22 protein-coding genes are annotated in these 26,652 nt (G+C 51.9%); 13 read left to right on the top strand and 9 right to left on the bottom strand.

Going from position 1 to position 26,652, the window contains the following annotated elements:
- Positions 1-110 precede the first annotated feature (110 nt).
- Positions 111-1,004 carry a LysR family transcriptional regulator gene (locus AC0IWZ_RS11030; protein ID WP_034496279.1) on the bottom strand — a complete coding sequence of 298 codons (894 nt, stop codon included), beginning with the start codon at positions 1,002-1,004 and terminating at the stop codon, positions 111-113.
- A gap of 456 nt (positions 1,005-1,460) precedes the next feature.
- Here AC0IWZ_RS11030 and AC0IWZ_RS11025 point away from each other — a divergent pair, with 456 nt between their 5' ends.
- Positions 1,461-2,378 (top strand): LysR family transcriptional regulator, encoded by a 918-nt coding sequence (locus tag AC0IWZ_RS11025; protein ID WP_034495846.1) that lies wholly within the window; start codon positions 1,461-1,463, stop codon positions 2,376-2,378.
- A gap of 20 nt (positions 2,379-2,398) precedes the next feature.
- Positions 2,399-3,259, top strand: coding sequence for a LysR family transcriptional regulator (locus AC0IWZ_RS11020; protein ID WP_471677336.1), 861 nt, complete (start codon positions 2,399-2,401; stop codon positions 3,257-3,259).
- Positions 3,260-3,366: 107 nt separating this feature from the next.
- Here the strand turns inward: AC0IWZ_RS11020 and AC0IWZ_RS11015 are convergent, their stop codons facing one another.
- From AC0IWZ_RS11015 to AC0IWZ_RS10995, 5 genes are all read right to left on the bottom strand, one after another.
- Positions 3,367-3,615, bottom strand: coding sequence for a DUF883 family protein (locus tag AC0IWZ_RS11015; RefSeq protein ID WP_034495843.1), 249 nt, complete (start codon positions 3,613-3,615; stop codon positions 3,367-3,369).
- 93 nt (positions 3,616-3,708) lie between these two features.
- Entirely contained in the window at positions 3,709-5,907 is a 2,199-nt protein-coding gene (paoC, locus tag AC0IWZ_RS11010; protein ID WP_471677337.1) for an aldehyde oxidoreductase molybdenum-binding subunit PaoC, read from the bottom strand.
- Between the two features lie 4 nt (positions 5,908-5,911).
- Entirely contained in the window at positions 5,912-6,862 is a 951-nt protein-coding gene (locus AC0IWZ_RS11005) for an FAD binding domain-containing protein (protein WP_471677338.1), read from the bottom strand.
- On the bottom strand, positions 6,859-7,560 hold the full coding sequence (gene paoA, locus AC0IWZ_RS11000; RefSeq protein WP_471677339.1) for an aldehyde dehydrogenase iron-sulfur subunit PaoA: 702 nt from the start codon (positions 7,558-7,560) through the stop codon (positions 6,859-6,861). Before paoA ends, AC0IWZ_RS11005 begins: the two co-directional genes overlap by 4 nt.
- Positions 7,561-7,657: 97 nt before the next feature.
- A complete protein-coding gene (locus AC0IWZ_RS10995; RefSeq protein WP_471677340.1) occupies positions 7,658-8,866 on the bottom strand; it encodes an MFS transporter in 1,209 nt (402 codons plus the stop codon).
- A 105-nt stretch (positions 8,867-8,971) separates the two neighbouring features.
- On the opposite strand from AC0IWZ_RS10995, the gene AC0IWZ_RS10990 reads away from it, so the two are divergent.
- The 4 genes from AC0IWZ_RS10990 (at position 8,972) to AC0IWZ_RS10975 (ending at position 14,416) form a co-directional block, all read left to right on the top strand.
- On the top strand, positions 8,972-9,913 hold the full coding sequence (locus tag AC0IWZ_RS10990; RefSeq protein ID WP_471679062.1) for a LysR family transcriptional regulator: 942 nt from the start codon (positions 8,972-8,974) through the stop codon (positions 9,911-9,913).
- Between the two features lie 132 nt (positions 9,914-10,045).
- Entirely contained in the window at positions 10,046-11,119 is a 1,074-nt protein-coding gene (locus AC0IWZ_RS10985; RefSeq protein ID WP_471677341.1) for a YncE family protein, read from the top strand.
- Between the two features lie 57 nt (positions 11,120-11,176).
- Positions 11,177-13,378, top strand: coding sequence for a TonB-dependent receptor (locus AC0IWZ_RS10980; RefSeq protein ID WP_471677342.1), 2,202 nt, complete (start codon positions 11,177-11,179; stop codon positions 13,376-13,378).
- 129 nt (positions 13,379-13,507) lie between these two features.
- Entirely contained in the window at positions 13,508-14,416 is a 909-nt protein-coding gene (locus AC0IWZ_RS10975) for an SDR family oxidoreductase (RefSeq protein ID WP_034495836.1), read from the top strand.
- A 69-nt stretch (positions 14,417-14,485) separates the two neighbouring features.
- On the opposite strand, the gene AC0IWZ_RS10970 is transcribed toward AC0IWZ_RS10975, so the two are convergent.
- Entirely contained in the window at positions 14,486-15,394 is a 909-nt protein-coding gene (locus AC0IWZ_RS10970) for a DMT family transporter (RefSeq protein WP_471677343.1), read from the bottom strand.
- Positions 15,395-15,465: 71 nt separating this feature from the next.
- Positions 15,466-17,085, bottom strand: coding sequence for a phosphoethanolamine transferase (locus AC0IWZ_RS10965; RefSeq protein ID WP_471677344.1), 1,620 nt, complete (start codon positions 17,083-17,085; stop codon positions 15,466-15,468).
- Positions 17,086-17,405: 320 nt separating this feature from the next.
- Between AC0IWZ_RS10965 and arnB the strand changes: the two genes are divergently transcribed.
- The 7 genes from arnB to arnF are packed head-to-tail and all read left to right on the top strand — an operon-like array spanning position 17,406 to position 24,769.
- A complete protein-coding gene (arnB, locus tag AC0IWZ_RS10960) occupies positions 17,406-18,545 on the top strand; it encodes a UDP-4-amino-4-deoxy-L-arabinose aminotransferase (RefSeq protein ID WP_471677345.1) in 1,140 nt (379 codons plus the stop codon).
- Position 18,546: 1 nt separating this feature from the next.
- Positions 18,547-19,530, top strand: a complete 984-nt coding sequence (gene arnC / locus AC0IWZ_RS10955; RefSeq protein WP_471677346.1) for an undecaprenyl-phosphate 4-deoxy-4-formamido-L-arabinose transferase — start codon at positions 18,547-18,549, stop codon at positions 19,528-19,530.
- On the top strand, positions 19,527-21,509 hold the full coding sequence (arnA, locus tag AC0IWZ_RS10950; protein WP_034495827.1) for a bifunctional UDP-4-amino-4-deoxy-L-arabinose formyltransferase/UDP-glucuronic acid oxidase ArnA: 1,983 nt from the start codon (positions 19,527-19,529) through the stop codon (positions 21,507-21,509). Before arnC ends, arnA begins: the two co-directional genes overlap by 4 nt.
- Complete coding sequence (gene arnD / locus AC0IWZ_RS10945) at positions 21,506-22,408, top strand: 4-deoxy-4-formamido-L-arabinose-phosphoundecaprenol deformylase (protein ID WP_471677347.1); 903 nt, start codon at positions 21,506-21,508, stop codon at positions 22,406-22,408. The genes arnA and arnD overlap by 4 nt, the downstream gene beginning before the upstream one ends.
- Positions 22,408-24,069, top strand: coding sequence for a lipid IV(A) 4-amino-4-deoxy-L-arabinosyltransferase (gene arnT, locus AC0IWZ_RS10940; RefSeq protein ID WP_471677348.1), 1,662 nt, complete (start codon positions 22,408-22,410; stop codon positions 24,067-24,069). Before arnD ends, arnT begins: the two co-directional genes overlap by 1 nt.
- The gene (arnE, locus tag AC0IWZ_RS10935) at positions 24,066-24,389 is read left to right on the top strand and encodes a 4-amino-4-deoxy-L-arabinose-phosphoundecaprenol flippase subunit ArnE (RefSeq protein ID WP_034495821.1); all 324 of its coding nucleotides are present in this window, start codon (positions 24,066-24,068) and stop codon (positions 24,387-24,389) included. Before arnT ends, arnE begins: the two co-directional genes overlap by 4 nt.
- Positions 24,386-24,769: a 4-amino-4-deoxy-L-arabinose-phosphoundecaprenol flippase subunit ArnF gene (gene arnF, locus AC0IWZ_RS10930; RefSeq protein WP_471679063.1), complete on the top strand. Its 384-nt coding sequence runs from the start codon at positions 24,386-24,388 to the stop codon at positions 24,767-24,769. The genes arnE and arnF overlap by 4 nt, the downstream gene beginning before the upstream one ends.
- Positions 24,770-24,892: 123 nt before the next feature.
- Here arnF and AC0IWZ_RS10925 read toward each other — a convergent pair whose 3' ends face one another.
- Complete coding sequence (locus AC0IWZ_RS10925) at positions 24,893-26,446, bottom strand: peptide MFS transporter (protein WP_471677349.1); 1,554 nt, start codon at positions 26,444-26,446, stop codon at positions 24,893-24,895.
- Positions 26,447-26,652: the final 206 nt, after the last annotated feature.

The following is a 26,652-nucleotide window of genomic DNA, read 5'->3' as shown; positions in this document are numbered from 1 at the left end:
CAAAAAATGTACGATTCAGCCCGCTAGTACAAGCGAGCGCATCAGTAACTTGTTGAACTTATTTAGTAAAATCTATGATTTCAAATCATTAAAAAACCAAATTCGAAATGCTAATTTTGTAGGAATGTTTGCAATCTGATTAAAAGCTGCTGGAAATAATGATCGCTGGAAAATGAATGGTGATAATGAAGATAACATTCATAGCGCATTTGCAGCTCTGGCGGGGCTTCGAGTAACTGTACGGGAAGAATATTTAGCGTCTTTTTCCCAATAGTGGTGGGGACTAATATAACCAAATTGCTGAACGCGCAAAGTGTAATCAGATTTAGCGAACTGCTTGCCACAAAGGCAATATCCCGCTTCTCAAACAATGCCCGGAAATGCTGGGTTTGTTCAACATCATCACTAATAAAGTGCATCCCGCGAGACCATATGGCATGGCGATTTTGATGCCAGTCATCAAGAGTGAAGGGGGGCTTAATCGTGGTATGCCCCTTTCTGACCAGAATGCCAACATCACAGGTGAAGAGTTTGAGTTGAATAATCGAGTTGTCTACGGGCAGACGTGAGCCAACATCAATATCAATTTCTTTATTGCGCAGGCGGGCCAGGCGTTCTGAATCGGTATCTGACGGTCTGCAAAAGGCCAGTTGAGTCTGTTCATTTTCGTTATTCAGCAACGTTATCGTCAGCAACAGTTCCAGTATTGAAGGGGTGCTTAACACAATTGCGCGGCCGCCAGGCGACAAAGCTGAACCATCCACATTGTAGTCCTGGTTGATGTTTTGATAGCGCTGACTGAGTTCGAGTGCCAGCGTATTGGGCTTCATCCCGCTGCGGGTTCTGAAAAACAGGGCAGAACCGGTGCTTTTTCTGGCCTTATTAATCAAATAACTCACGGCGCCGGGCGTGACTTGCAGGATTTCAGCCGCTTTAGTCACACTTCCCGAGGTGCTGAGGATATGAATGGCTCTAAGAACTTTCATATCGAGTTGATTATCCATGGTCAACATCACTCCTTTTATGGTGTCAGGAACAGTGCAGCATCCCGTTCCCCATCTGACTCGTTTGTTGAAATATCCCAAATTCACTGGAGTATAGACCAGCGCAGTGGTTCCGATACGGCAATATTTCGCGGGGTAAATCCAACCGCAAGGGTTAAATATAATTGCGCTTATCTACCGTGCTTTAAATCTTTATATTTAACTTTTTAATGGATTTAAAAGTAAACTAAAAAAACAATAAATACAAGGTGTTGGATCTGGATGAATTGAATGTATAGGGCATGAATCGTTTTGTAGCTGACTATGTTTATTGTTATGCACTGCAATTGAGATTATATTTTCAGTAGCCAACGCCAGCTTCATTCATAAGAAATTCAGTTTATCTGCTGTTAATTTTAAACTGTTATAAATAAGTCAAAGGAATTGACATGATAATATATTCCGGAATGTTTTTTTATGCAGAGCAAAATCGACCTAAAATTATTAAAGATAATTAATGTGCTAGTGGTGAGTGGGAGCGTGACTAAAGCTGCACAGTTGCTCAACTTAACCCCTGGAGCCGTCAGCTACTCACTAAAAAAACTCAGAAGCCTCACCGGGGAACATCTGTTTATCAGAACCAAAGCGGGCATGAAACCTGATGCCACCGCTCTTGAACTCAGCCAGCGCTACCAAAAATTTTGCTCATTAGCGCAGGAGAATAACGCTGACAGTATAGAGGTAAGCCGAGAAAAACTGACCGTGATGACATTTTCTCCGATGGAAATGTTACTGGCAGAATCCATATTTAATTTACCCACGGACTCATCGTTGTATCGCTATGTGTTTTTACCCTACACCGCGAGTATTGATGAAAGAGCGGAGAAGCTAAAAAGCGGTATTGTCGATGTGGATATTGGCGGGAAACTCCCGGCCGATAAGCTTATTAGCAAAGTTAAGATCTTATCGTGCGATGTAGTGGCGCTATCAGGGGTGCAAAATAAAGCTTTGCCAACACAATTGTCGGTTGATGATTTATACCGCGCCAGACATGCGATATGGAATGTGATGATTGACTATTATTGTCACAGCATACGAAACGCGGAAAAGGTCGGTAAATACATTCAGAGTAGAGATGTGGGGCTGATTTCCAGTAGCATTATTAACATGGTGACATTCTGCGCGCACAGTGACTCTATTATGCTTATCCCCAAAATGTTTGTGCCGATGCTCACCAAAAAATTCCCGGTGCAATGTCATAAGTTACCCGCTGAATTCGATATGAAATATGACTGCTACATGCATTTTAATACTCAAATCACCGAAGATGAACAGGCGATGAAATTTGTCGATAACGTTATGAGCAACGTAAGAGATCTGTGCTTGAGTCCGTGATATTTTATCCAGGAATAGCAATGAAAGAGATTAGCCTAAAAAAATTAAAAGTTGTTAATACTCTGATTGAGTGTGGTAGTGCGGCGAAAGCGGCAAAAGTGCTGGGGATATCGCCTTCAGCGATCAGTTACACCTTAAAGCAGCTTACGGCTCAACTTGGTGTGAGTCCATTCATCAGAAAAAACAATGGATTAAAACCTAATGAGCATGCTCTTGCGTTGCAGGAAAAATATCGCGAGATAATGGCGTTAAATACTACGCGCAAAAAATTTATTATTTCCACTTATTCGTTAATTGAGTTTTATCTTGCTGACTATATCAATTCAATGATTGATGGCACCTTGCTCCACTTTATCACCATGGACACCTGCGAAAATGAACGATTGCGCAAGCTACAACACAGAGAAGTGGACATTGATATTGGCGGAAGATTACCAAAAGATGTATCAATAGTCTCAAAGCGATATCTGTATTCTAAAATGTGTATTATGGCCAGCAATAACCATCCAACCATAAATGAGACGTTTACGCTGGATGATTGGCAAACAAACAAACACCTTCGTTGGCAGCGAGATTCAGGCAGTATCTCCAGCATGGTCAACAACATGGATTTCCAAACGCCTTTATTCCGCGAGCGGGAAATTTCATGGGAAAGCCCGAACCTGCTCACACTGGCTTATTTATGCTCCAGTAGCGATAACATTATTATGATCCCTGAAGTGTTTGTTGAATCGCTCAAAGGGATGTTTCCGTTGAAATCATTCCGATCGCCGGAAGCGTTAGACATGAAATTTGAGTGTTATATTCATTATCATCGTGCTTTAGAAAACAAAGTTAATTCACTAGACCTGCATAATATTTTTGATCCGAAGCCAAGATAATATTCACACCGCTATTCATAACAACATTAAAAGCAGAGAGTTTAAAGTCTGTTATTAAGGGCTGTTAAACAGCCCAATATCTTATTTATTAATTCAATTTGCAGGGTTTATTTCCGGCCTAACAGGAAACCAAACACCACGCCCACTGCGGCGGCAATGGCTAAACCGGCGATAGGGTTGGTTGAAACCTGGTCACGTACGTTATCGGTCGCATCTCTTACCGCGTAACTGGCCTGGGACGCATATTTACGTGCCGCGCCTTTAAACTGGTCATCCGGGTTATGCGCATGCTTACCGTATAATTCTCGCGCTGTGCCTGCTGCTTCGTTGATTTTGTCTGTGGCTTTATCAAACATACCGAACTCCTTAAAGGACAATGAATGGTTAAGTATAGTTGGCCTGAGCGCAACGCCGGGGAATTAGGATAATGTGAAGTCGCGCAGCCTGAATCAAATCAGCTCCGGTAAGTGTTTGAGCAGTTTATCCAGCGTGATGGGGTAGTTGCGCACCCGCACGCCCGTGGCGTTATAAACCGCATTGGCGATAGCCGCACTCACGCCGCATAGCCCCAATTCCCCCACACCTTTGGCTTTCATCGGGGATGAAACCGGGTCGGTGTCATCGAGGAAAATCACCTCCTGGGCGGGAATATCCGCATGAACCGGGACTTCGTATGCCGCAAGGTCGTGATTAACGAAATACCCCAGGCGCGTATCGACGGCTAATTCTTCCATTAACGCGGCCCCCACGCCCATGGTCATCGCGCCGATCACCTGGCTGCGCGCCGTTTTAGGGTTGAGGATCCGGCCCGCCGCGCAGACGGCCAGCATACGGCGCACGCGGGTTTCGCCCGTGGCAACGTCGACGCCGACTTCGACAAAATGCGCCGCGAAGGTGGATTGCTGGAATGTCTTTTCCAGGTCGCCAAATTCAATACTGTCTTCGACACTCAATTTGCCGCCGGAGGCCGCATCGCTAAGTTGAGCGGTACGGGCGCCGAATTTGATTTGCCCATCGGCAAATACCGCCGTGTTCGCGTCAAACCCAAGCGTGTTGGCGATGGCCTCACGTAATTTCACGCAGGCGGCATAGACTCCCGCCGTCGAACTGTTCGCTCCCCATTGCCCGCCTGAACCCGCAGACACCGGGAAATCAGAATCCCCCAGGCGCACCACGACGCTTTCCAGCGGCACGCCCAGCATTTCTGCTGCCGTCTGGGCGATGATGGTGTAACTGCCCGTCCCGATATCCGTCATATCCGTTTCAACGGTGACGATGCCTTGCGCATCAAGGTGAACCCGTGCGCCGGATTTCATCACCATGTTATTGCGAAAACCTGCCGCCACACCGATACCGACCAGCCAGCGCCCGTCACGCACTTGCGCCGGTTTGGGGTTGCGGTGCTGCCAGCCAAAATGTTCAGCCCCGGTCCGCAGGCATTCCACTAACTGGCGGCGCGAGAAAAAGCGCTCAGGATTTGCCGGGTCAACCTGGGTGTCGTTGATCACGCGAAATTCGATGGGGTCTACGCCAGCTTTTTCGGCTATTTCGTCGATAGCGATTTCCAGCGCCATTAATCCAGGCGCTTCTCCGGGCGCGCGCATGGCGTTGCCTTCGGGTAAATCGAGTTCCGCCAGCCGTAATCCGGTGTGGCGATGGGCTCCCGCATAAAGCAATTCACTTTGCTGGACGGCGGTTTCCGGCGGGCCACCCGCGACATTACCTGACCAGCTTTCGTGCGAGATGGCGTTAATGCGTCCGGTGTTATCGGTGCCGATTTGAATATGCTGGATAGTGGCCGGGCGGTGCGTGGTGTTGTTAGGGATAAGCGGCCTTTGCAGCGCGATTTTGACCGGACGTTTAGCCGCGCGAGCACCGAGTGCCGCCAGCAGCGCATCGCTACGCACGAATAACTTGCCGCCAAAGCCACCGCCGATATAAGGCGATATCACTCGCACGTTTTCTTTCGGCAGTTTCAGCGTCAGGCTCAAATCGCTGCGACACCAGTCCACCATCTGATTAGAGGTCCAGACCGTGAGTTTATCGCCATTCCACGCAGCCATTGAGGCATGAGGCTCCATCGCCATATGGCTTTGATCCGGCGTGGTGTAGGTGGCGTCGAGCTGTATGGCGGCAGCGGCAAAGGCACTGGCAAAATCACCGACGGATTTGTCCGGTTCATCTTCGGGCGGCGTGGAAACAGACGGTTTTTCGCAGGCTAAATCGTAACGACCGCGCTCGCGATGGTAATCCACGCTAATAAGTTCGGCTGCCGCACGCGCCTGCTCGAAAGTTTGTGCGACCACGACGGCAATGGCCTGGTGGTAATGGTCAATTTCCGGGCCACCGAGCAGTTTGGCCGGGTTTTTCTCGCCTTTACCCAAATGCCCGGCGTTTTCGGCGGTGACAATCGTAATAACGCCTGCGGCTTTTTCGGCGGCGGAAAGATCAATCAATTGAATACGGCCTTTAGCAATCGCCGCGCCTACTACATAGCCATACGCCGCATCGGGCTGTTCGTCATGCCACTCGTAGGCATAATGCGCGGTGCCGGTGGTTTTCAACGGGCCGTCGATACGGTCATGCGGTTGGCCGACCACGTTAAGCTGGTCGATAGGGTTCTCTTTGGCAGGATTTTCAAATTTCATCGGCTTATCCCCTCGCTTCCGTCAGTACCGAGGCGAGGGTGCGCTTCGCCAGCAGCAACTTGAATTCGTTTTCGGGCGTCGGATGGGCGCTTGCGAATAACCGCTCGTAAACGCTTTGACTGCCGTTGGTCAGTTGCGCGTCCGCTTCTTCAAGCCGCCAGGGTTTGTGCGCCACGCCACCCAGCGCCACGCGGCCCGATCCATCTTTTTGCACAACCGCAGCGACGGAAACCAGGGCAAAAGCGTAGGACGCGCGATCACGGACTTTACGATAAATATGGGTGCCGCCGAGCGGTGCCGGGAGGGTGACGGCGGTGATAAGTTCTCCCGCATTTAACACGGTTTCTTGATGGGGCGTGTTGCCGGGCGCGGGCCAGAAATCCGCAACCGGGATTTTGCGCTCAAAGCCATTGGGGTCCACGGTTTCAATGACAGCATCCAGCAGGCGCATTGCCACAGCCATATCGCTCGGATGGGTGGCGATGCAGCTTTCACTGCCGCCCACCACGGCATGCTGGCGGCTGAAACCGTTAAGTGCTGCGCAACCGCTACCGGGAAGCCGCTTGTTGCAAGGCTGATGGGTATCGTAAAAGTAGGGGCATCGCGTGCGCTGAAGCAAATTCCCGGCGGTGGTCGCCTGGTTGCGAAGCTGGCCCGATGCGCCTGCAAGCAGCGCTCTGGAAAGCACCGCGTAATCCCGTCGTACCCGCGCGTCTGCGGCAAGATCGGTGTTACGCACCAGGGCGCCAATCCGCAGCCCGCCGTCTGGCGTCGGCTCTATTTTATCCAGCGCGAGGCCGTTGACATCAATCAGATGCGTGGGCGTTTCAATCTCAAGCTTCATTAAATCCAGCAGGTTGGTGCCGCCAGCAATAAATTTAGCACCGGTTTTTTTTTGTGCGCTGGTGGCAGCCTCAGCGGGGGTTTTCACGCGTTCATAAGTAAAAGCCTTCATGATTTCTGCCCTCCGACCACATCTTCAATGGCGGCAAGAATGTTGGCATAAGCGCCGCAGCGGCAGATATTCCCGCTCATCCGCTCGCGAATTTCATCACTGGTGGCCTGAGGCGCTGAGACTAAATCGAGGGTCACGTGACTGGGAATTCCCTGCTCGATTTCCTTGAGCACCGCCAACGATGAGCAGATTTGCCCTGGCGTGCAGTAACCACACTGGTAGCCATCATGTTTGATGAATGCGGCCTGCATCGGGTGGAGATTTTCTGGTGTGCCTATCCCTTCGATGGTGGTCACTTCAGCACCGTCTTGCATTACCGCGAGCGTCAGGCAGGCGTTTATCCGACGCCCGTCCACCAACACTGTACATGCACCGCACTGGCCGTGGTCACAGCCTTTTTTGGTGCCGGTAAGATGCAGGTTTTCGCGCAGCGCATCCAGCAACGTGGTACGCGTATCGACCTCCAGTTGCCGGGTTTCGCCGTTGATTTTTAGGGTTACGTTTGCCATTTCAGGCGCGGGTGTTGCGGTAGCGTCGCTTGCGCCAAAAGCATGCCGGGGCGCGATGGCTACTGCCGCCGATGCTGCTCCTGCTTTAAGCAGGCTGCGGCGTGTGAGACGAAAGCTGTAATATTCAATCGGGTTGGTGTCCTGCCGCCCGGCGTTATTATTATGTGCGCCAGTATTCGGGTTGCTCATACCGCCTCCAGTGTTTTCGTACTGAACTAGTAAGCATAGACGCCATGAGCGATGGGATTAATCCTGAAAGCGCAAAACGGGGGCAGGGGGCGATTCGTTATTTGCCTGAACGCGTGGTTAGACGAATCAGTAATCCGCATAACGCCGCACCGGTTGCCAGCGCTACCATCCCCGGCCAACCGAAGGTTTCCAGTGCTTTGCTGCCTAATGCCGCACCCAGCGCCATGCCGATAAATACCACCGTAAACATGATGGCGTTCAGACGGCTACGTGCGGCTGGGTTAAGAGCATAAATAATGGTCTGATGCGCCACCAATGAAGCCTGAATACCGAGGTCAAAACCGATAGCGCTGATGATGATAACCGCCAGCTGCGCAGGGACTGGCAGCAGCGGCAGCACAAACATTAACGCAAATGAAATAACCACTAGCGCTGAGGCGATTTTGGTGACGAAGTTCGGGCCACGACGGTCCGCGAGAGTTCCCGCCAGCGGCGCGGCAAGCGCCCCAGCAGCGCCAGCCAGTCCAAAAGCCCCTGCTACCGCACTGCCAAGATGGAAGCGCTCGGCGAGCATTATTGCCAGTGTTGACCAGAACGCGCTAAAGGCAATCGACAGTAATCCCTGCGCCAGCGCGGCACGGCGTAAAGCGGAGTATTCCATCCATAGCTTGCCCAGCGAGCGCAATAGTGCCGGATAGCGCAGCGTGGTTTCCGGCTTGAAATCAGGCAGCACACGCCACAGCGTTAACGTGACAAGCCATACTCCCGCAGCGGCAATTCCATAAACGCTGCGCCAGCCGAATAATTCCGCCACGATGCCGCTAAATACGCGTGAAAGCAGAATCCCTGCCAGCAGCCCGGTCATCACCATACCGACAATTTTCCCCCGGCGACTTTCGTGAGCGAGCGTTGCGGCAGCGGGAATAATATCCTGTGCGACCGTTGCTACCAGCCCAATTGCCAGGCTGCTGAGTAGTAACACGTGCCAGGAAGATGCAAATCCGCATAACAGCAAAGTCAGTGCGAGCAGGGTGCCTTTAACCAGAATGATACGGCGGCGATCGAAGCGGTCACCCAGCGGCGCGAGCAACAAAATGCCCAGTGCATAACCGATTTGTGTCAGCGTCGGCACCAGGCCAACGTCACCGACACGAGCGTGGAAAGTGCTGGCGATAATTCCGAGCATCGGCTGGCTGTAATAAATTGAAGCCACGCTCAGGCCAGCGCCGAGTGCCAGAAGAAAAACAATTTTGCCCGACAGCGGGTTGTCGGTTACGGATGAAGAGACTGCGGAAAGCTGGCTCATGGCGCGCTCCTGTAAGTGCTCATGAAGTGAATGTGTCGCCATTTTTATCGTTATTCGCTGCCCGTTGTAGCCCCAGGCGGGGTAAAACTGTTATACACTTTACGTATGAACAAAAACTTTAATCCCAGTGGCGACCGTATAGCCATATTACAAACCTTCGTTCGTATCGTTGAGAGCGGTAGCCTTTCAGCGGCCGCGGTGCAGCTCGAAACTACTCAGCCGACCATTAGCCGCCGCCTGCAAAGCCTTGAGCAACTGCTTGGCGTAAAATTAATCCAGCGAACCACTCACAGCATGAAACTCACGGATGATGGCGAGCGGTGTTATCAACATGCGCGCAAACTAATAGAAACCTGGCAGAGGCTGGAAGATGAAGTCAGCGGCGTGAGTGATGATCCGGTTGGGGTGCTGCGCGTTCGTGCGCCACACGCTTTCGGCCAGGATCAGCTTATTAAGCCTCTGGGCGACTACTTGCAGCGTTACCCGCATATCAATATTGAGTGGGTGCTTAACGACCATTCTCCGGATTTTATCCCCGAGGGTATTGATTGCGCGATTCACGTTGGCGCGATTACCGACCCCTCGGTGGTGGCGATCCGACTGGCAGAAGTACCGCGCATTGTGGTCGCTGCGCCGTCGCTTTTGGCAGGCTATCAACCGGTGACGGACGTGGGGGATTTAGCGGCATTACCGTGGGTGGCGCTGAGCAGTTTTTATCGTAACGAAGTCACGCTAAATCATGTGATCCGCGGCGAGGAGTTACGCTTCACTATTACTCCAAGGCTGAGCACCGACAGCCTGTATGCGGTGCGCAATGCGGCTATCAGCGGGGTAGGCGTTGGTATGGTTTCTTCGTGGGTGGTGAAGGAGGACCTGGAACAAGGAACGTTGCAGCACGTTTTGCCCGACTGGCAGGCCGCGCCGTTACCTGTTTATCTGCTTTATCCTTATGCAAGTTATTACCCGGCACGTCTGCGCAAGTTTATCGAGATGATGAAAGAGGTGATGCCCGGCGTGAGCGGTGTCGCGGTCGTGCCGACCGGCTAGTATGGACTATGTAGTACCCCTTACCGACGCAGAGATTTTTATTGATTCAGTCATTTACGCTTGATTACAAAATACTAATGAGTATAGTTCTCATTCTCTTTTTTATTGACGGATATGACAGGGATTTTCCTGATGAAAATAAAATTCTCCGCCGTTGCACTGTTTTTGACAGTGGCACTGAGCGGTTGCGCAACGCAGCAAACCTCGCAAACCACGCCTCCCGCCACGCAAAAAGCCGTCGCCACCGATACCACTCAGCGCGATTTAGCCGCCGGACTCTACGAAATGGCGCTCGGCCCGAAGGGCGATGTGCTGTATGTCGCCAGCGCTGAAGGATTTAAAGATGTGCAGGGCGGGGTAATTTACAAGCTGGATGCCACTACGCTTAAAACCGTTGGTTCGAGCCACACTGACCTGAAAAACTTCGGGATGGCTCTCTCCCCGGATGGGCAGATTGTGTATGTGACTAACTCTCTGGATGGCGGTCTGAGTGCGGTGAACACCGCAGATGGCAAAGTGAAATCACGTATTTTATTTAGCGAGCGCAACAAAGAGGGTTTCCCTTACGGTGCTCGTGAAGTGTTGCTGCATAACGGCGTGCTTTACATCGGCGCGGTTGCTGACCCGGCGCAAATCTGGGTGGTGGATGCCGAAACTATGAAGCTTAAAATGCGCATCAAAAATACCGGTAAATGGATGACCGGCCTGCATTATTCCCAAACCACCGACCGCATTTACGCCGCCAATGGCAGCGGTGAGATTCTGGTCATTAACCCGAAAACAAACCGCGTCGAAAAACGCTGGAAACCGCTGGGCGATAAACCGGCATTGCTGCTCAATATGGCAGAAGACAGCGCGACGGGGCGTCTGTTTGTCACGGATAACTCGAAAGCGAAAACCACGCTGGTGCTGAATATCCGTACCGGAGAAGTGATTAAGCAGTTGGCGGTGGGCGATTCTCTGGCGGTGAAATTCAACGCCAAACGCAATGAGATTTACATCACTCAGCGCGAGTCCGGCAAGCTACTGAGCCTCGATGGCACCACTTATGCGCTGAAGAAATCGTGGGATTTAAAGCCCAACCCAAACAGCCTGCTGCTCTCTGACGACGGGCAAATTCTCTATGTCACCGTCAAGCAAGCCTTTAACAAAGATCATTCCACGAATGGCCCGGACAGCATCGTGAGAATCGACCTCAAAAAATAAGCACCAGGCCCGGTTGCGGGCCATTTTGTTTTATTTGGATTTTTTGGCGAGAAAATTATGCACAACACCCTGGGCAAAACCCGTTTATTACGTAAATCTCTGATTGCGATGGCAATGGGAGCGGTCACTCAAACCACTCACGCAGCCAGCAACGACGCGTCCACACAGCAGAATCAAGAGGAGTCGATTGTCGTGCAGGGCAATGCCGATAGCGCATTTAAACCCGGCGGCAACGAACTGGTTCCGGCATACATGGACGGGCAAATCGCCCACGGCGGGCGTTTGGGCATGTTAGGCGAGCAAAAAGCGATGGACGTGCCGTTCAACGTGATCGGCTATACCGCCAAACTGGTTCAGGACCAGCAGGCCAAAACCATTGGCGATGTTGTCAGCAATGATGCGGGCGTGCAGGCGGTGCAGGGTTACGGCAACTTCTCCGAAACCTACCGTATTCGTGGCTTCAAACTCGATGGCGACGATATGACGATGGGTGGCCTGTCGGGCGTGGTACCGCGCCAGGTAATGGACACTCAGATGCTCGAACGTGTCGAAGTTTTTAAAGGCGCGAATGCTTTGCTCAATGGCGCGGCGGGCAGCGGCGTTGGCGGCATGATTAACCTCGAGCCAAAACGTGCCGAGGCGTTACCGACCACCCAGATTGGCGTCGATTACACATCAGATTCCCAGGTAGGCGGTTCGCTGGATGTCGGACGCCGTTTCGGCGATAACGACCAGTTTGGCGCGCGCGTGAATCTGGTGCATCGCGAAGGGGAAGCGGCGGTCGATGATGACAAACGCCGTACCACGCTTGCCTCCATTGGCCTCGATTATAAAACCGATCGCTCGCGTTCATCTCTGGATTTTGGCTATCAGAAGAAAACGTTCCATGGCGGCACCATGGGCATCAATATCAGCGGCGTTGATTTCATTCCTGACGTGCCGGGCAGCACCAAAAACTACAGCCAGAAATGGGGCTACAGCGATATCGAAAACGAATTCGGCATGGCGAAAACCGAGTTTGATTTGACCGATAGCTGGACGAGCTACGCGGCATTAGGCGCACAACACGCTCACGAAACCGGCACTTATAGCGCCCCTAAACTGCTCAATGAAAACGGCGATGCCACCGTCGGCCGTCTGGATACCAATCGTATTATTGACGCCTTCAGCGGCATGGCGGGGATGCGCGGTGATTTCGATACCGGCGCGATTTCTCATAAAGTGAACGTTGGCTATTCCGCGCAAATCAAACGCGACGCTACCGCGTGGCGCATGTCTGCCAAAAATCCAACCACCAATATTTATGATAATCACGCAGTACCAGAACCGACGAATGCGTACTTTGGCGGCGACTATTTTGACCCGCTGACCACGGCGCGTAACCGCACGCAGGGCTGGCTGCTGAGTGACACGTTTGGCATCCTGGATGACAGCGTGCTGTTTACCGCCGCTGCCCGTCATCAAAAAGTGGTGGTGCGTAACTACAGCAACAAAACTGGCCTCGAAGACACTTCCTCGCGGTATACGCAAAGCCGCTGGATGCCGACCTTCGGGCTGGTGTACAAGCCATGGAATGAAATCTCTCTCTATGCGAACCATACCGAAGCGCTGCAGCCGGGAAGCAATGCGCCAAAAGGGGCGGCCAACTACGGGCAAAGCACCGGTATCGCGCACTCTAAACAAGATGAAGCCGGGGTGAAAATTGATTACGAGCGTGTCGGCGGTTCGCTTGCGCTTTTCGAAATCAAAAAACCCTCTGCCGTTTTGAATGCCAGTAACTATTACGCGCTCGACGGCGAGCAGCGCAACCGGGGTGTGGAGCTGAACGTGTTTGGCGAGCCAATGTTAGGCTTGCGCTTAAACGGCAGCACGATGTGGCTGGATCCGGAGCAGACCCACACCGCAGGCGGCAAAACTGACGGCAAAGACGCCATTGGTGTCTCCCGTTTCTACATGGTGGTGGGCGCGGAATACGACATCAAGCCGGTTAACGGACTGACGGCGACGGCGAAAGTGAACCACACCGGTTCGCAATATGCCGATGCGGCGAATACCAAAAAACTCGACAGTTACACCACGCTTGATCTCGGTGTCCGCTATCGTATGAACCTGAATGCCGATCGCAATGAAATGGTGGTGCGGGCGGGCGTTGATAACGTCACCAACGAGAAATACTGGTCTGGCGTAGAAGATTTAGGCACCTATATCTTCCAGGGCGAGCCGCGTACGCTGAAAGTGTCAATGACCTATGATTTCTGATTAGCGAGTTGTCGGGTGGCGCTGCGCTTATCCGACCTGGGAAGAATCTTGTTCTCAGCTTTAAGGCCACCTCGGTGGCCTTTTGTTCTATGCTTTCTGTTCTGCGAATGAAAATCACAGGAGCTGAATATGCAAAGCAAGAATGGGATCCCCGATTCACGCAATAGAACCCACTCCGATGCTTATCCATCGCCACCATTTGAACATCAGAAGCAGCCATTTCCGGGGCTTGCCAAAAACATGATCCCCGTCCCCGATCACGGTGAAACATCCTATAAAGGCAGCGACAGACTTATTGGGCGTAAGGCGTTAATTACCGGCGGAGATTCAGGAATAGGGCGGGCCGTGGCCATTGCCTTTGCTCGTGAAGGGGCCGATGTGGCGATTAATTATCTGCCCGAGGAAGAAGAAGATGCCGTTGAAGTGATTGCGCTGATTCGTGCCGAGGGATGTAAGGCCGTCGCCATTCCGGGCGATATCCGCAACGAAGCGTTTTGCCAGCAACTGGTGACGCAGGCCGCACAGGAACTGGGCGGATTAGATTTGCTGATTAACAACGCAGGGCGTCAACAGTTCTGCGAATCAATCAAAGACCTCACGACTGAAGCGTTTGATGCCACTTTCAAAACCAATGTGTACGCCATGTTCTGGATAACCAAAGCGGCGCTGAGCTATCTGCCACGGGGTGCGGCAATCATTAATACCGCGTCCGTGCAGGCTTACCTACCCAGTGATAATTTGCTTGATTACTCTCAGACCAAGGCCGCGATTGTGGCATTCACCAAATCTCTCGCGAAGCAGCTCGCACCCGAGGGGATCCGGGTCAATGCTGTCGCGCCAGGCCCGTATTGGACGGTTTTGCAGTGCAGCGGCGGGCAGCCGCAGGAAAAAATTGAAAAGTTTGGCGCTTCCGCACCGCTTGGACGCCCAGGGCAACCGGCTGAAATTGCGTCACTGTACGTGACCTTTGCTTCGCCAGAGTCCAGCTTTACCTCAGGGCAGGTCTGGTGTTCAGATGGTGGGACAGGGACGCTGTAATGTACGAATGAGTAAAGCGTTAAATGTTTCGAGGCACCCCATGGGGTGCCTCTTTTATATGTGCGTTTTTTACGCCTGATGGGTGATGACGCGACGGCGTGAGTCCAGCGAAATCAGAATAACTGAAGATAAAATCATCAGGGTGCCCAGCCAGTCGGAAACCGTAAAGGTAATGCCCAGCAATAATAGCGAAAGGAACGTGCTGCTTAACGGTTCGGTGCAACTCAAAATACTGGCTTTTGGCCCGCCAATAAGCTGCGCACCTTTTAAATAGAGGCTGAAAGTGAGTGACGTTCCGATAACCACCAGATAGAAAAAGGCCAACAGCACATTTCCGGTTATCACAAAGTCGCCTCCCTGGCCGGCATAAAATGGCAGAAGCATCGCGCCGCCTATTAACATACTCCAGCCGACAATCGGCAGGGTGCCGTACCGGGCGATTAAACGCGAAGGCCAGGTGGTGTAAAACGCGGCGGCGAAAGCCGAGGCAATCCCCCAGAATAATGCGCTACCGGAAATCGTGAGCGACGTCGGGTCGCCATGGGTCACTAATAAAAAGGTGCCCAGCAATGAGGTGCCAATTGCCGCAAAAACCAACACACCGGGGCGGGATTTACGCACCAGCGAGAACCAGGCCACGATAATGGTAGGGGATAAAAACTGGAGCACGGTGGCGGTGGCAGCGTTGGATTTTTCAATGGTCATCAGGAAGGTGAGTTGCACGGCCAGCGCACCCACCAGGGAGAACACCAGCAGGCTGATGGCATCCTGGCGGTTTTTGAAAATGCGGAAAATTGTCTCGCCCTGAATAAAGGACAGCGTCAGCAAAATTAACCCGGCAAACAACAGGCGCGTCATCGTTAAAAACTGCGATGACATCTGGCTCTGCTCCATAATGTATTGCGCGCAAACCCCAGAACTTCCCCACAAAATCGCTGCCGTTAAGACGTTCAGCGCACCTCTTTTACTCGAACCCACTTGATTTACCCATGCTATTTTTTGCCGAAATCATAGCATGAGTCATAAAAAAGCTTTTCAGTGATTGTGCATTAACTGCGGCATCCGTGGAATATATCCATGTCGGGTTTATAAACGCTGGTGCTAATATCCCAAAGCCCCAGTACCGACGAGAACAAATTGTCGTGGGAATAAGCGTTCTTGAGCGCGTTATTTTGCAGGCACGTCATATTCATGTGTTTCTCGGCAATAAAGCCGGGTGACATCCACACTTGCATCGGAATATGCGTTTGTTCCTCAGGCGCAATTTTGTACGGGGTGCCGTGCAGGTATAACCCTTTTTCGCCTAATGATTCGCCGTGGTCGGAAACGTAAATCAGTACGGTGTTATAACGGTCACTGTATTGTTTGAGTTTTTCAATCATTTGCGCCATCACACGGTCGGTATTACGGATGGTGTTGTCGTAGGAATTGACGAGCTGTTCCTGGGTGCAGTTTTCAATATCGCTACGCGCACACTCCGGCATGTAATGGCGTTGATCCGCAGGATAACGCTGGAAGTAGGTTGGACCGTGGCTGCCAATTAAATGGAATGCCAACATTTTATCGCCTGACATTTTAGAAATATCCTGATCGATATTATCCAGCAGCACTTCGTCATAGCAGGTTTGCCCATCACAAAGTTTTGGGTCAGCGGTCGGCTTAATCTCGATAGTCGGGATGCGCGTGCAAGCGCCTTTACAACCGCCGTCATTGTCCTTCCAGAGCATTGAAACGCCCGTTTTGCGCACCACATCGAGAAGACCTTCGCTGTTGGCGGCTCTTTTGTGGGAGTACTCGGTGCGATTCATATCAGAGAACATACACGGCACAGAGACTGCGGTGGCGGTGCCACAAGAATGCACATTGGCAAAGGAAATAACGCCGCCAATCTGGCGGGTCCAGGCGTTGGTGTCGCGTGAATAGCCATTCATTGAGAAGTTTTTGCTGCGCGCCGTTTCCCCAATCACCAGGAACATCAGCGTCGGTTTATCTGCACTGGCTACACGTTTGGCGTCATCACCCAGCGTCTGGAACGGTTCTTTGGTCGTAAAGTACGTGTCTTTCACATAGCCAAAGGTGCTGTAAACGTAATTGGTCGGGATGATTTCTTTGTTTAACGTGGAGTTATTACGACCCACGGAAGCGTAATCCTGGTAATAGATTGCGGCCACACCGGCGATAAGCGCCAGGGACGCCAGCATCGACAGCGCGCGCCAGGCAACACCTTTATACCATTTCGATGGGTACTCGATTTTTATTAAAAACAGCAAGACAGCCGGAAGAACCCCCGTCAGTAACAACCACAAAATGATCGAGCCGTTCAGGTAGGAATGGGCTTCTTGCGGGTTGGTTTCAACGATGTTCTGGATCATGGATTGATCAAACATCACTTTATACTTAAGCGTCGAATAACTGACCATCGACCCGGTAATCAGCAGCAACGCAAAGAACGGTTTGAGCAGATAACGGACAGAGAAGGGCATAAAGACGAAGTTGAGCGCGGCCACCAGGACAAACGGGATGGAGATAACAAAGCCGGCTTTATCATGCTCAAGATGCGACAAAATATCGTAAAAATGCAGCAGCACGGGCCAGTTGAGTAGGAAGGCAAAAACCATCGCCAACAGCAAAACCAGTGGGATAACTTTCATCCTGAAAAGTACAGGCATTTACATCTCCAACGATATTGTTTTTTTAGCTAAAAAAAGGGATTAACAAATTTGCAAACAAGTTTTTGACGTGACTATTTACGCCTGCAAATTACGAAAGGGATTATTTACCCTGAACCTTAATTTAACCTTAATGTTGCCCTTCTAAATTTTCACTGTGATTCCGTCCATCTTAATATTGAGCTAAGGAATCTCTGCCATGATGGTTTTGTTTTAATCCGGTTTAATTTGGAGCGCAGTAACGCAATCATGTTGTGCTTTCATTTAATTAACCCGGCTCATGATTTAAAAAGCAACTTAGATAATTACAGGGATATCCAATGAGTGAATTTCTGCCTTTCTCACGTCCTGCGATGGGACCAGAAGAAATCAACGCAGTGAGTGAAGTTTTGCAGTCTGGTTGGATAACAACTGGCCCTAAAAATCAGGCACTTGAACAGGCATTTTGCGAGTTAACCGGCAATAAGCATGCGATTGCGGTGAGCTCTGCAACGGCGGGTATGCATGTCGCATTGATGGCGCTGGGCATTGGGGCGGGCGATGAAGTGATCACGCCGTCGCTGACCTGGGTTTCCACCCTGAATATGATTGTATTACTCGGTGGTGAACCGGTGATGATTGACGTCGACTGCGATACGTTAATGGTCACGGCGCAGGCGATTGAAGCCGCGATTACTCCCCGCACCCGCGCCATTATTCCGGTTCATTACGCCGGAGCGCCGGTGGATATTGACGCCATCCGTGCGGTGGGCGAACGCCACGGGATCCCTGTGATTGAGGATGCTGCGCACGCGGCGGGAACTCACTACAAAGGCAAACATGTTGGAGACAAAGGAACGGCGATTTTCTCCTTCCACGCCATCAAAAACATGACCTGCGCCGAAGGCGGGTTGATTGTTACCGATGATGAGCAACTGGCGAATAGAATGCGCAGCCTGAAGTTCCACGGCCTGGGCGTTGATGCGTTCGACCGCCAGACGCTGGGGCGTGCACCGCAGGCGGAAGTTATCTCGCCGGGCTATAAATACAACCTCGCGGATATTAATGCAGCCATTGCGCTGGTGCAGTTAAAAAAACTCGAACAAAACAACGCGCGCCGCACTGAAATAGCTGAACGTTATTTAAACGAATTAGTGAATATGCCTTATTTACCGCTTATTCAACCAGGTTGGGCACATAAACATGCCTGGCATCTTTTTATTCTGCGCATAGATGAAACTCGCTGTGGAATTTCCCGTAATGAATTCATGGATGCTTTAAAAGCAAAAGGAATTGGCACCGGGCTGCATTTCAGAGCCGCGCATACACAAAAATATTACCGCGAGCGTTATTCCACTCTTTCGTTGCCCGATACCGAATGGAATAGCGAACGTATTTGTTCCATTCCGTTATTCCCAACGATGACCGATGACGATGTGACTCGCGTAATTACCGCCTTACGTGAAGTAGCAGGAAAATAATATGACCAAACCAGAAGTAATCCACAAAGTTTCTGTCGTGATCCCGGTTTATAACGAGCAGGAAAGTTTGCCTGAACTGATCAGGCGAACCACGGCTGCCTGCGAAACGCTGGGTAAAGATTACGAAATTTTGCTGGTGGATGACGGCAGCACGGATAACTCGGCAGAAATGTTAAGCGATGCTGCCGAAGCACCCGGCAGCCATATCGTCGCGGTTTTGCTCAACCGAAATTACGGCCAGCACAACGCCATTATGGCCGGTTTTAGCCATGTCACCGGGGATTTGATTGTCACCCTTGATGCGGATCTGCAAAACCCGCCGGAAGAGATCCCGCGCCTGGTCGCCAAAGCCGATGAAGGGTATGACGTGGTCGGTACCGTGCGCCAGAACCGCCAGGATACCTGGTTTCGCAAGCGCGCATCGCGTGTGATTAACCGCCTGATTCAGAGTACCACCGGTAAAGCGATGGGTGATTATGGCTGCATGTTGCGTGCTTATCGCCGCCACATTATCGACGCCATGCTGCATTGCCACGAACGCAGCACCTTTATTCCCATTCTCGCCAATACCTTTGCGCGTAAAGCGGTTGAGATCCCTGTGCATCACGCCGAGCGTGAATTTGGTGAATCGAAATACAGCTTTATGCGCCTGATTAATTTGATGTACGACCTGGTCACCTGCCTGACGACCACGCCGCTGCGCATGCTCAGCGTGTTCGGCAGCATTATTGCAGTGTTGGGTTTTGCGCTTTCGGTATTGCTGGTGGTGTTACGTCTTGCCTTCGGGCCGCAATGGGCGGCGGAAGGAGTCTTCATGCTGTTTGCGGTGCTGTTTATGTTTATCGGTGCGCAGTTTGTCGGCATGGGCCTGTTAGGGGAATACATCGGCCGAATATATACCGATGTCCGTGCACGCCCCCGTTACTTTATTCAGCGCGTCGTTAGCCGCGGCTCAGTTTCAACTTCAGAGGAAAATCAGCAATGAAAGCTGTCGTATTTGCTTATCACGATATGGGGTGCGCCGGTGTTAATGCCCTGGTTGCCGCCGGTTATGACATCACGGCGATTTATACCCATCCAGACTCGCCTGCTGAAAATCACTTCTTTGGCTCGGTGGCGCGAACGGCAGCGGAACACGGTATTCCGGTTTACGCACCTGACGATGTGAATCACCCGCTGTGGGTGGATCGCATCAAGTCGGCGCAGCCCGATGTTATTTTCTCTTTCTATTACCGCAACTTGCTCAACGATGAAATTTTAAATAGCGCCTCCGTTGGCGCATTTAACCTGCACGGCTCATTGTTACCTGCGTACCGTGGCCGCGCGCCGTTGAACTGGGCGTTAGTCAATGGTGAAACTGAAACAGGCGTCACGCTGCATCGTATGGTCAAACGCGCTGATGCGGGTGCCATTGTGGCGCAGCATCCCGTAGCAATTGCCGCGACGGATACGGCGTTAACGCTGCACCATAAATTGACGGAAGCGGCGTCTGACTTGCTGGACGATATGCTGCCGGTTATCAAAACCGGGCATTTCCCGCAGGTTGAACAAGACCACAGCAAAGCGACGGTTTTTGGCCGCCGCACGCCACAGGACGGCTGCATTAACTGGCAATCGACCGCACGCGAAATCAATAACCTGGTACGTGCGGTGACGGATCCATGGCCGGGTGCTTTTGGCTATGTGGGCGGCAGCAAGTTTATCGTCTGGAAATCGCGCGTGCTGGAAGGTTTGCAGGCAGCGAAAGCAGGAACGGTTTTGTCCATCAACCCGCTGGTGATTGCCACCGGCGGCGGGGCGCTGGAAATCGTGACCGGGCAAACCGAAAACGGCGTCTACATGCAGGGCTCGCAACTGGCTCAAAGTCTCGGTTTAGTCGCCGGGGCATTGCTTTGCAGCAAGCCGGTGTCGGCGATTAAACGCCGCACGCGCGTGTTGATTCTTGGGGTGAACGGTTTTATCGGCAACCACCTGACCGAGCGTCTGTTGCAGGACGATAACTTTGAAGTGTATGGCCTGGATATTGGCTCTGATGCTATTAGCCGCTTCCTCGGCAATGAGCGTTTCCACTTTGTGGAAGGTGACATCAGTATTCATTCCGAGTGGATTGAATATCACATTAAAAAATGTGATGTGGTTCTGCCGCTGGTGGCGATTGCCACGCCGATTGAATACACCCGTAACCCATTGCGCGTATTTGAGCTGGATTTTGAAGAGAACCTGAAAATTATTCGTGACTGTGTGAAATACCAGAAGCGCATTATTTTCCCGTCCACTTCAGAAGTGTATGGCATGTGCAGCGACAAAATGTTTGATGAAGATAACTCGAACCTGATTGTTGGCCCGATTAACAAACAGCGCTGGATTTACTCGGTATCCAAGCAATTGCTCGACCGTGTGATCTGGGCTTATGGCGAGAAAGAAGGTTTACGTTTCACGCTGTTCCGTCCGTTTAACTGGATGGGGCCGCGCCTGGATAACCTGAATGCCGCCCGTATCGGCAGCTCGCGCGCGATTACTCAATTGATCCTTAACCTGGTGGAAGGCTCGCCGATTAAGCTGATTGATGGTGGGCGTCAAAAACGTTGTTTCACCGATATTAGCGACGGTATCGAAGCGTTGTTCCGCATTATCGAGAACAAAGACAATAACTGCGACGGGCAAATTATTAATATCGGCAACCCCGATAACGAAGCGAGTATTAAAGAATTGGCTGAAATGCTGCTGGTGAGTTTTGAAAAACATCCGCTGCGTAACCATTTCCCGCCGTTTGCCGGTTTCCGTGAAGTAGAAAGCAGCACCTATTATGGTAAAGGTTATCAGGACGTGGAGCACCGCAAGCCGAGCATTCGTAATGCGCATCGCTTACTGAACTGGACGCCAACGGTTGAGATGGAAAAAACCGTCGACGAAACCCTGGATTTCTTCCTTAAAACAGTTGAACTGACGGAACCTCAGGCATGAGAAAAGTTGGCCTGCGCATTGATGTAGATACATGGCGGGGCACCCAACAAGGGGTTCCTCATCTTCTCGAAATCTTAAGTTTGCACGGTATTCAGGCCACATTTTTCTTCAGTGTTGGGCCGGATAACATGGGCCGCCATTTGTGGCGACTGGTGAAACCGCAATTCCTGTGGAAGATGCTGCGTTCCAAAGCGGCATCGCTCTATGGCTGGGATATTTTATTGGCGGGAACCGCTTGGCCGGGCCGGAAAATCGGCGAAGGCAATGCGGAGATCATTTCCGCTGCGGCGGATCATCATGAAGTCGGCCTGCACGCGTGGGATCACTTCGCCTGGCAAACCTGGGCGGGAGTCTGGGACAACAATCATCTTGAGAAGCAAATTCGTCTTGGGAGGGAGGCGTTGAGCCAGATTATCGAACAACCGGTGACTTGTTCAGCAGTTGCGGGCTGGCGAGCCGATCAGCGTGTGGTACGGGCAAAAGAGTCTTTCGGTTTTAGCTATAACAGCGACTGCCGTGGCACCACGCCGTTTCGTCCGCTGTTACCCGATGGCAGCACCGGGACGGTACAAATTCCGGTGACGCTCCCCACCTGGGATGAAGTGGTTGGTAAAGGCGTCAGTCGCGAAGGGTATAACCGTTTTATTCTTGACCGTATCAAACAAGACGCCGGGACGCCGGTGTACACCATCCACGCCGAGGTGGAAGGGATTGTGATGCAAAACGATTTTAACGAATTGCTGACCATGGCGGCGCTTGAAGGGATTGAATTTTGCCCATTGAGCGAGCTGTTACCGCAAGATTTAACCTCGCTGCCGTTGGGTAAAATCGTACGTGGTGTTATCCCCGGCCGAGAAGGATGGCTGGGGTGCCAGCAAATTGTTTTGGGTATGAACTGATGAAGTCAGCAAAACCTGTATTTATTCTGCTGGTGTTTTTTGCTCTGTTTTACCTGTTACCCATCGAGTTCCGCGCCCTCTGGCAACCGGATGAAACGCGTTATGCGGAAATCAGCCGCGAAATGCTGGCGGCGGGTAACTGGATAGTCCCGCATTTTCTGGATGTGCGTTATTTCGAAAAACCGGTCGCCGGGTACTGGATCAATAACCTCAGCCAGATTTTCTTCGGCCATACCAACTTTGCGGTGCGGTTTGGTTCGGTGTTTTCGATAACGCTCAGCGCGTTGTTGGTTTCCTGGCTGGCGTTTCGCTTGTGGCTTGATACACGTGTCGCGGTGCTCTCAGGTGTGATTTTCCTGACCTGCCTGCTGGTTTACGGGGTAGGGACTTACGCCGTTCTCGACCCGATGATCACCCTGTGGCTGGTGGCGGCCATGTGCAGCTTCTGGCTGGCGGCCAATGCACAAACCACGGCGGGCAAGTTGGGCGGTTACCTGCTGCTGGGTGTTGCTTGCGGCATGGGCGTCATGACCAAAGGTTTTCTGGCGCTGGCGGTGCCGGTGCTGGGTGTGTTGCCGTGGGTAATTGCGCAAAAACGCTGGAAAGAAGTGTTGTTGTTTGGGCCGCTGGCCATCATCAGCGCCACGCTGATAACGTTGCCGTGGGCGCTGGCTATCGCTAAAGCGGAGCCGACTTTCTGGCACTACTTCTTTTGGGTGGAGCACATTCAGCGTTTCGCTGAAAAAGACGCCCAGCATAAAGCCCCATTCTGGTATTACATTCCCTTCCTGATTGCCGGATGTTTGCCGTGGGTGGCGTTATTACCGGGCGCTTTAAAACGCAGTTGGCAGGCGCGAAAACTTGAAAGCGGCTCGCTCTATTTGCTGGGCTGGGTCGTGATGCCTTTACTGTTTTTCAGTATCGCAAAAGGCAAATTACCGACCTACATTCTGCCGTGTTTTGCTCCGTTGGCGATTCTTTTGGCCCGTCATGCCACGCAATTACTGGCGACATCACGCACGCTGAAAATTAACGGTTGGATTAACGTCATTTTTGGCACCCTATGTAGCCTTGTCGTGCTGGTGGTGTTGGCTCCGTGGGGTGTGGCAAAACATCCCGTGTATGCCAGCCAGGAAGTGCTGAAAGTGGTTCAGGCTACGGTGGCGTTTGCGGTGTGGGCTCTGGTGGGATTCATCACCACGCGCGATAACGCCCGGCTCTGGCAGTGGGCGGCAATTTGCCCGCTGGGTATTGCGTTGTTAGTCGGCGGTGTTATTCCCGCTAAGGTTATCGACTCCAAGCACCCGCAGGCATTTATCAATGTGGTACGCCCGCAACTGGAGAGCAGCCGCTATATTCTTGCCGACAGTGTAGGCGTTGGCGCGGGTGTTGCCTGGGAGTTAAAGCGCGATGATATTACGCTTTATGCCAAACCCGGCGAGCTGGATTACGGCCTGAAGAATTTCGCTGATGCGAAAGATAACTTTGTCTCGCGTGAAGATTTTGCGCACTGGCTCGCGGTTCACCGCAAAGAAGGCAATGTGTCGCTGGTGATGCTGATGTCCAAAGACACATTGCCTGAAGACCATGATGTCCCCACGCCGGATAACCTTTATCGCAAAGGGCGCTTTGTGCTCTTCTTCTACGAAAAAACGCTATGAGTTATCTGCTAATCGTATTGGCCAGTTTATTGAGTTGTGGCGGCCAGCTTTGCCAGAAGCAGGCAACCTGGCGGCCTGGTCGTCGTCACTTGCTCTGCTGGCTGGCATTGAGCGTTTTACTGCTCGGCTGCGCGATGTTGCTGTGGTTGTTAGTGTTACAACGCATTCCGGTCAGCGTGGCTTACCCGATGTTAAGCCTGAATTTTATCTTTATTACCTTTGCTGCACGTTTCATCTGGCATGAGCCTGTTTCACTGCGCCACTGGCTCGGTGTGGTGCTGATTATTGCAGGTATTTCTATCCTCGGGGGGGCCGCCTGATGGGCTACTTCTGGGCATTGGTGAGTGTGCTGTTAGTCAGTAGCGCGCAACTAATCATGAAATGGGCGATGGTGGAACTGCCTTTGGTTAACCAGCCGCACGAGCTAGTCACAGCCGTTTTGTCGCTCACCCCGGGTGCCGTGGCGTTGTTAACAGGATTGTGCGCTTACGCCTGTTCGATGGGATGCTGGTTTTTGGCGCTGCGCAAAATTGCGCTGAGTAAAGCCTATCCGTTACTGAGTTTAAGTTACGTTATTGTGTGGGCTGCCGCTATCTGGCTGCCGTGGCTGCATGAAGGTTTTAGCGTCGGGAAATTGGCCGGAGTGGGGGTGATTTTTATTGGCTTGTTGTTGGTGTGTATTCCCGACAGGAAACGTTAAATTTATCGCTATCCACCACACTCCCGTTATTAAGAGCAGCAGGGTTAAAGATAAACGCAGAGGCCGGTCGAAAGACCGGCCTCTGCGTATGGGCAAATTTAATCACCCAGCCTGGGAGTTTAATCAGGCACTGGTGGCGGGTTTCTGCTCTGTTTTAACCTGAGCGTTTGCCAGCATTCTGCGCACCGGAATAATCAAAATGAACAGCACCGCGGCGCAAATCAGAAGCGCAATGGAACAACGTGCGAACAGGTTCGGCAGCATATCCAACTGGTCGGCCTTAACGTGCCCGCCAATCAGACCCGCAGCCAGGTTGCCCAGCGCACTGGCACAGAACCAAAGGCCCATCATTTGGCCACGCATTCTTTCCGGTGCCAGCAGCGTCATGGTTGCCAGGCCAATCGGGCTGAGGCACAACTCGCCCAGTGTCAGCATTAAAATGCTTCCCACCAGCCACAAAGGTGATACACCTGCGCCGCCGTTATTGAGCACGTCTTGCGCGGCTAACATCATGATGCCGAAGCCCGCTGCCGCGCACAGAATACCGATAACAAATTTGGTGATGCTACCCGGGCGCACGTTGTTGCGTGCCAGCGCGGGCCATGCCCAGCTAAACACCGGTGCCAGTATAATGATAAACAACGCGTTGATTGACTGGAACCACACGGCGGGTATTTCAAAGTCGCCAATCATGCGGTTGGTATAGTCATTTGCGAAGAGGTTAAACGAAGTCGGTTTTTGCTCAAACGCTGACCAGAAGAAGGCGGCGGAAACCAGCAAAATAAAGCAAACCAGCAGTCGGGCACGCTCTTTTCTGTTCAGGCCTGCAAAGACGAAAAGATAGATAAAGTAGAGCGCAACCGAAGCGGCAATCACGTACACCAGCATGCTGGCAACCGCGACAGGGTTAATCACGATAACACCCTGTGCAATCAGCGTAACGAGAATCGCCACACCTACCGCCAGCACCAGCAACCAGGCTCCGACACCGTTTTTCTTCGCCACCGGATTGTTCCAGGTTGAGTCCAGGCCCACTTCGCTGTCGTAACGTTTCATCGCCGGAACGGCATACAGGCGGAAAATAATCAGCGCCACCAACATACCGATACCGCCAATACCAAAGCCCCAATGCCAGCCGTGTGTTTTTATCAGCCAGCCGGAAATCAGCGGGGCGATAAACGAACCCATGTTAATACCCATGTAAAACAGTGAAAAACCACCGTCACGACGCGCATCGCCTTTCTTATACAGCGTGCCCACCATCACTGAGATACAGGTCTTAAACAGGCCAGAACCCAGCACGATAAACATCAGGCCGATGAAGAACAGGTTGTTGCCCATAAATGCAGACAAGGCTATCGACAAATGTCCGAGGGCGATGAGAATCGAGCCATACCAGACGGCTCTTTGCTGCCCAAGCCAGTTATCCGCAAGCCACCCCCCCGGCAATGCGGCGAGGTACATGCAACCGGCAAAGATGCCGACGATGGCCGAGGCGTTTTCGCGTGCCAGCCCCATGCCACCGTCATAAACCGTTGCCGCCATAAACAAAATCAGTAACGGGCGGATGCCGTAAAACGAAAAGCGTTCCCACATTTCTGTGAAGAATAATGAGCCTAGCGGATAAGGATGGCCGAAAAACGTTCGGCTCTCGTTTTGGTTTGCAGAGGAATGCATAAAATCTCCAGAAAAGGTCTGTAATACGTACTTGTGAAGACCGAAATGGCGACGGCTATCTGGCAGGCCGCTCTTTAACATTTCATCAACAATATTGGGTCACCGGATACTAGTGTTGTCTGGTGCGAAGTGCAGGACTTTAAGATGAAAAGTCGACAATTGTCTACTTTTACAGATTTTCTGGCGTTACGAAGCGCACAACAATT

This window comes from Buttiauxella sp. AC142, assembly GCF_979253435.1.
Note: the sequence above shows the minus strand (reverse complement) of the source record. Positions and strands in the feature narration are given on the sequence as shown.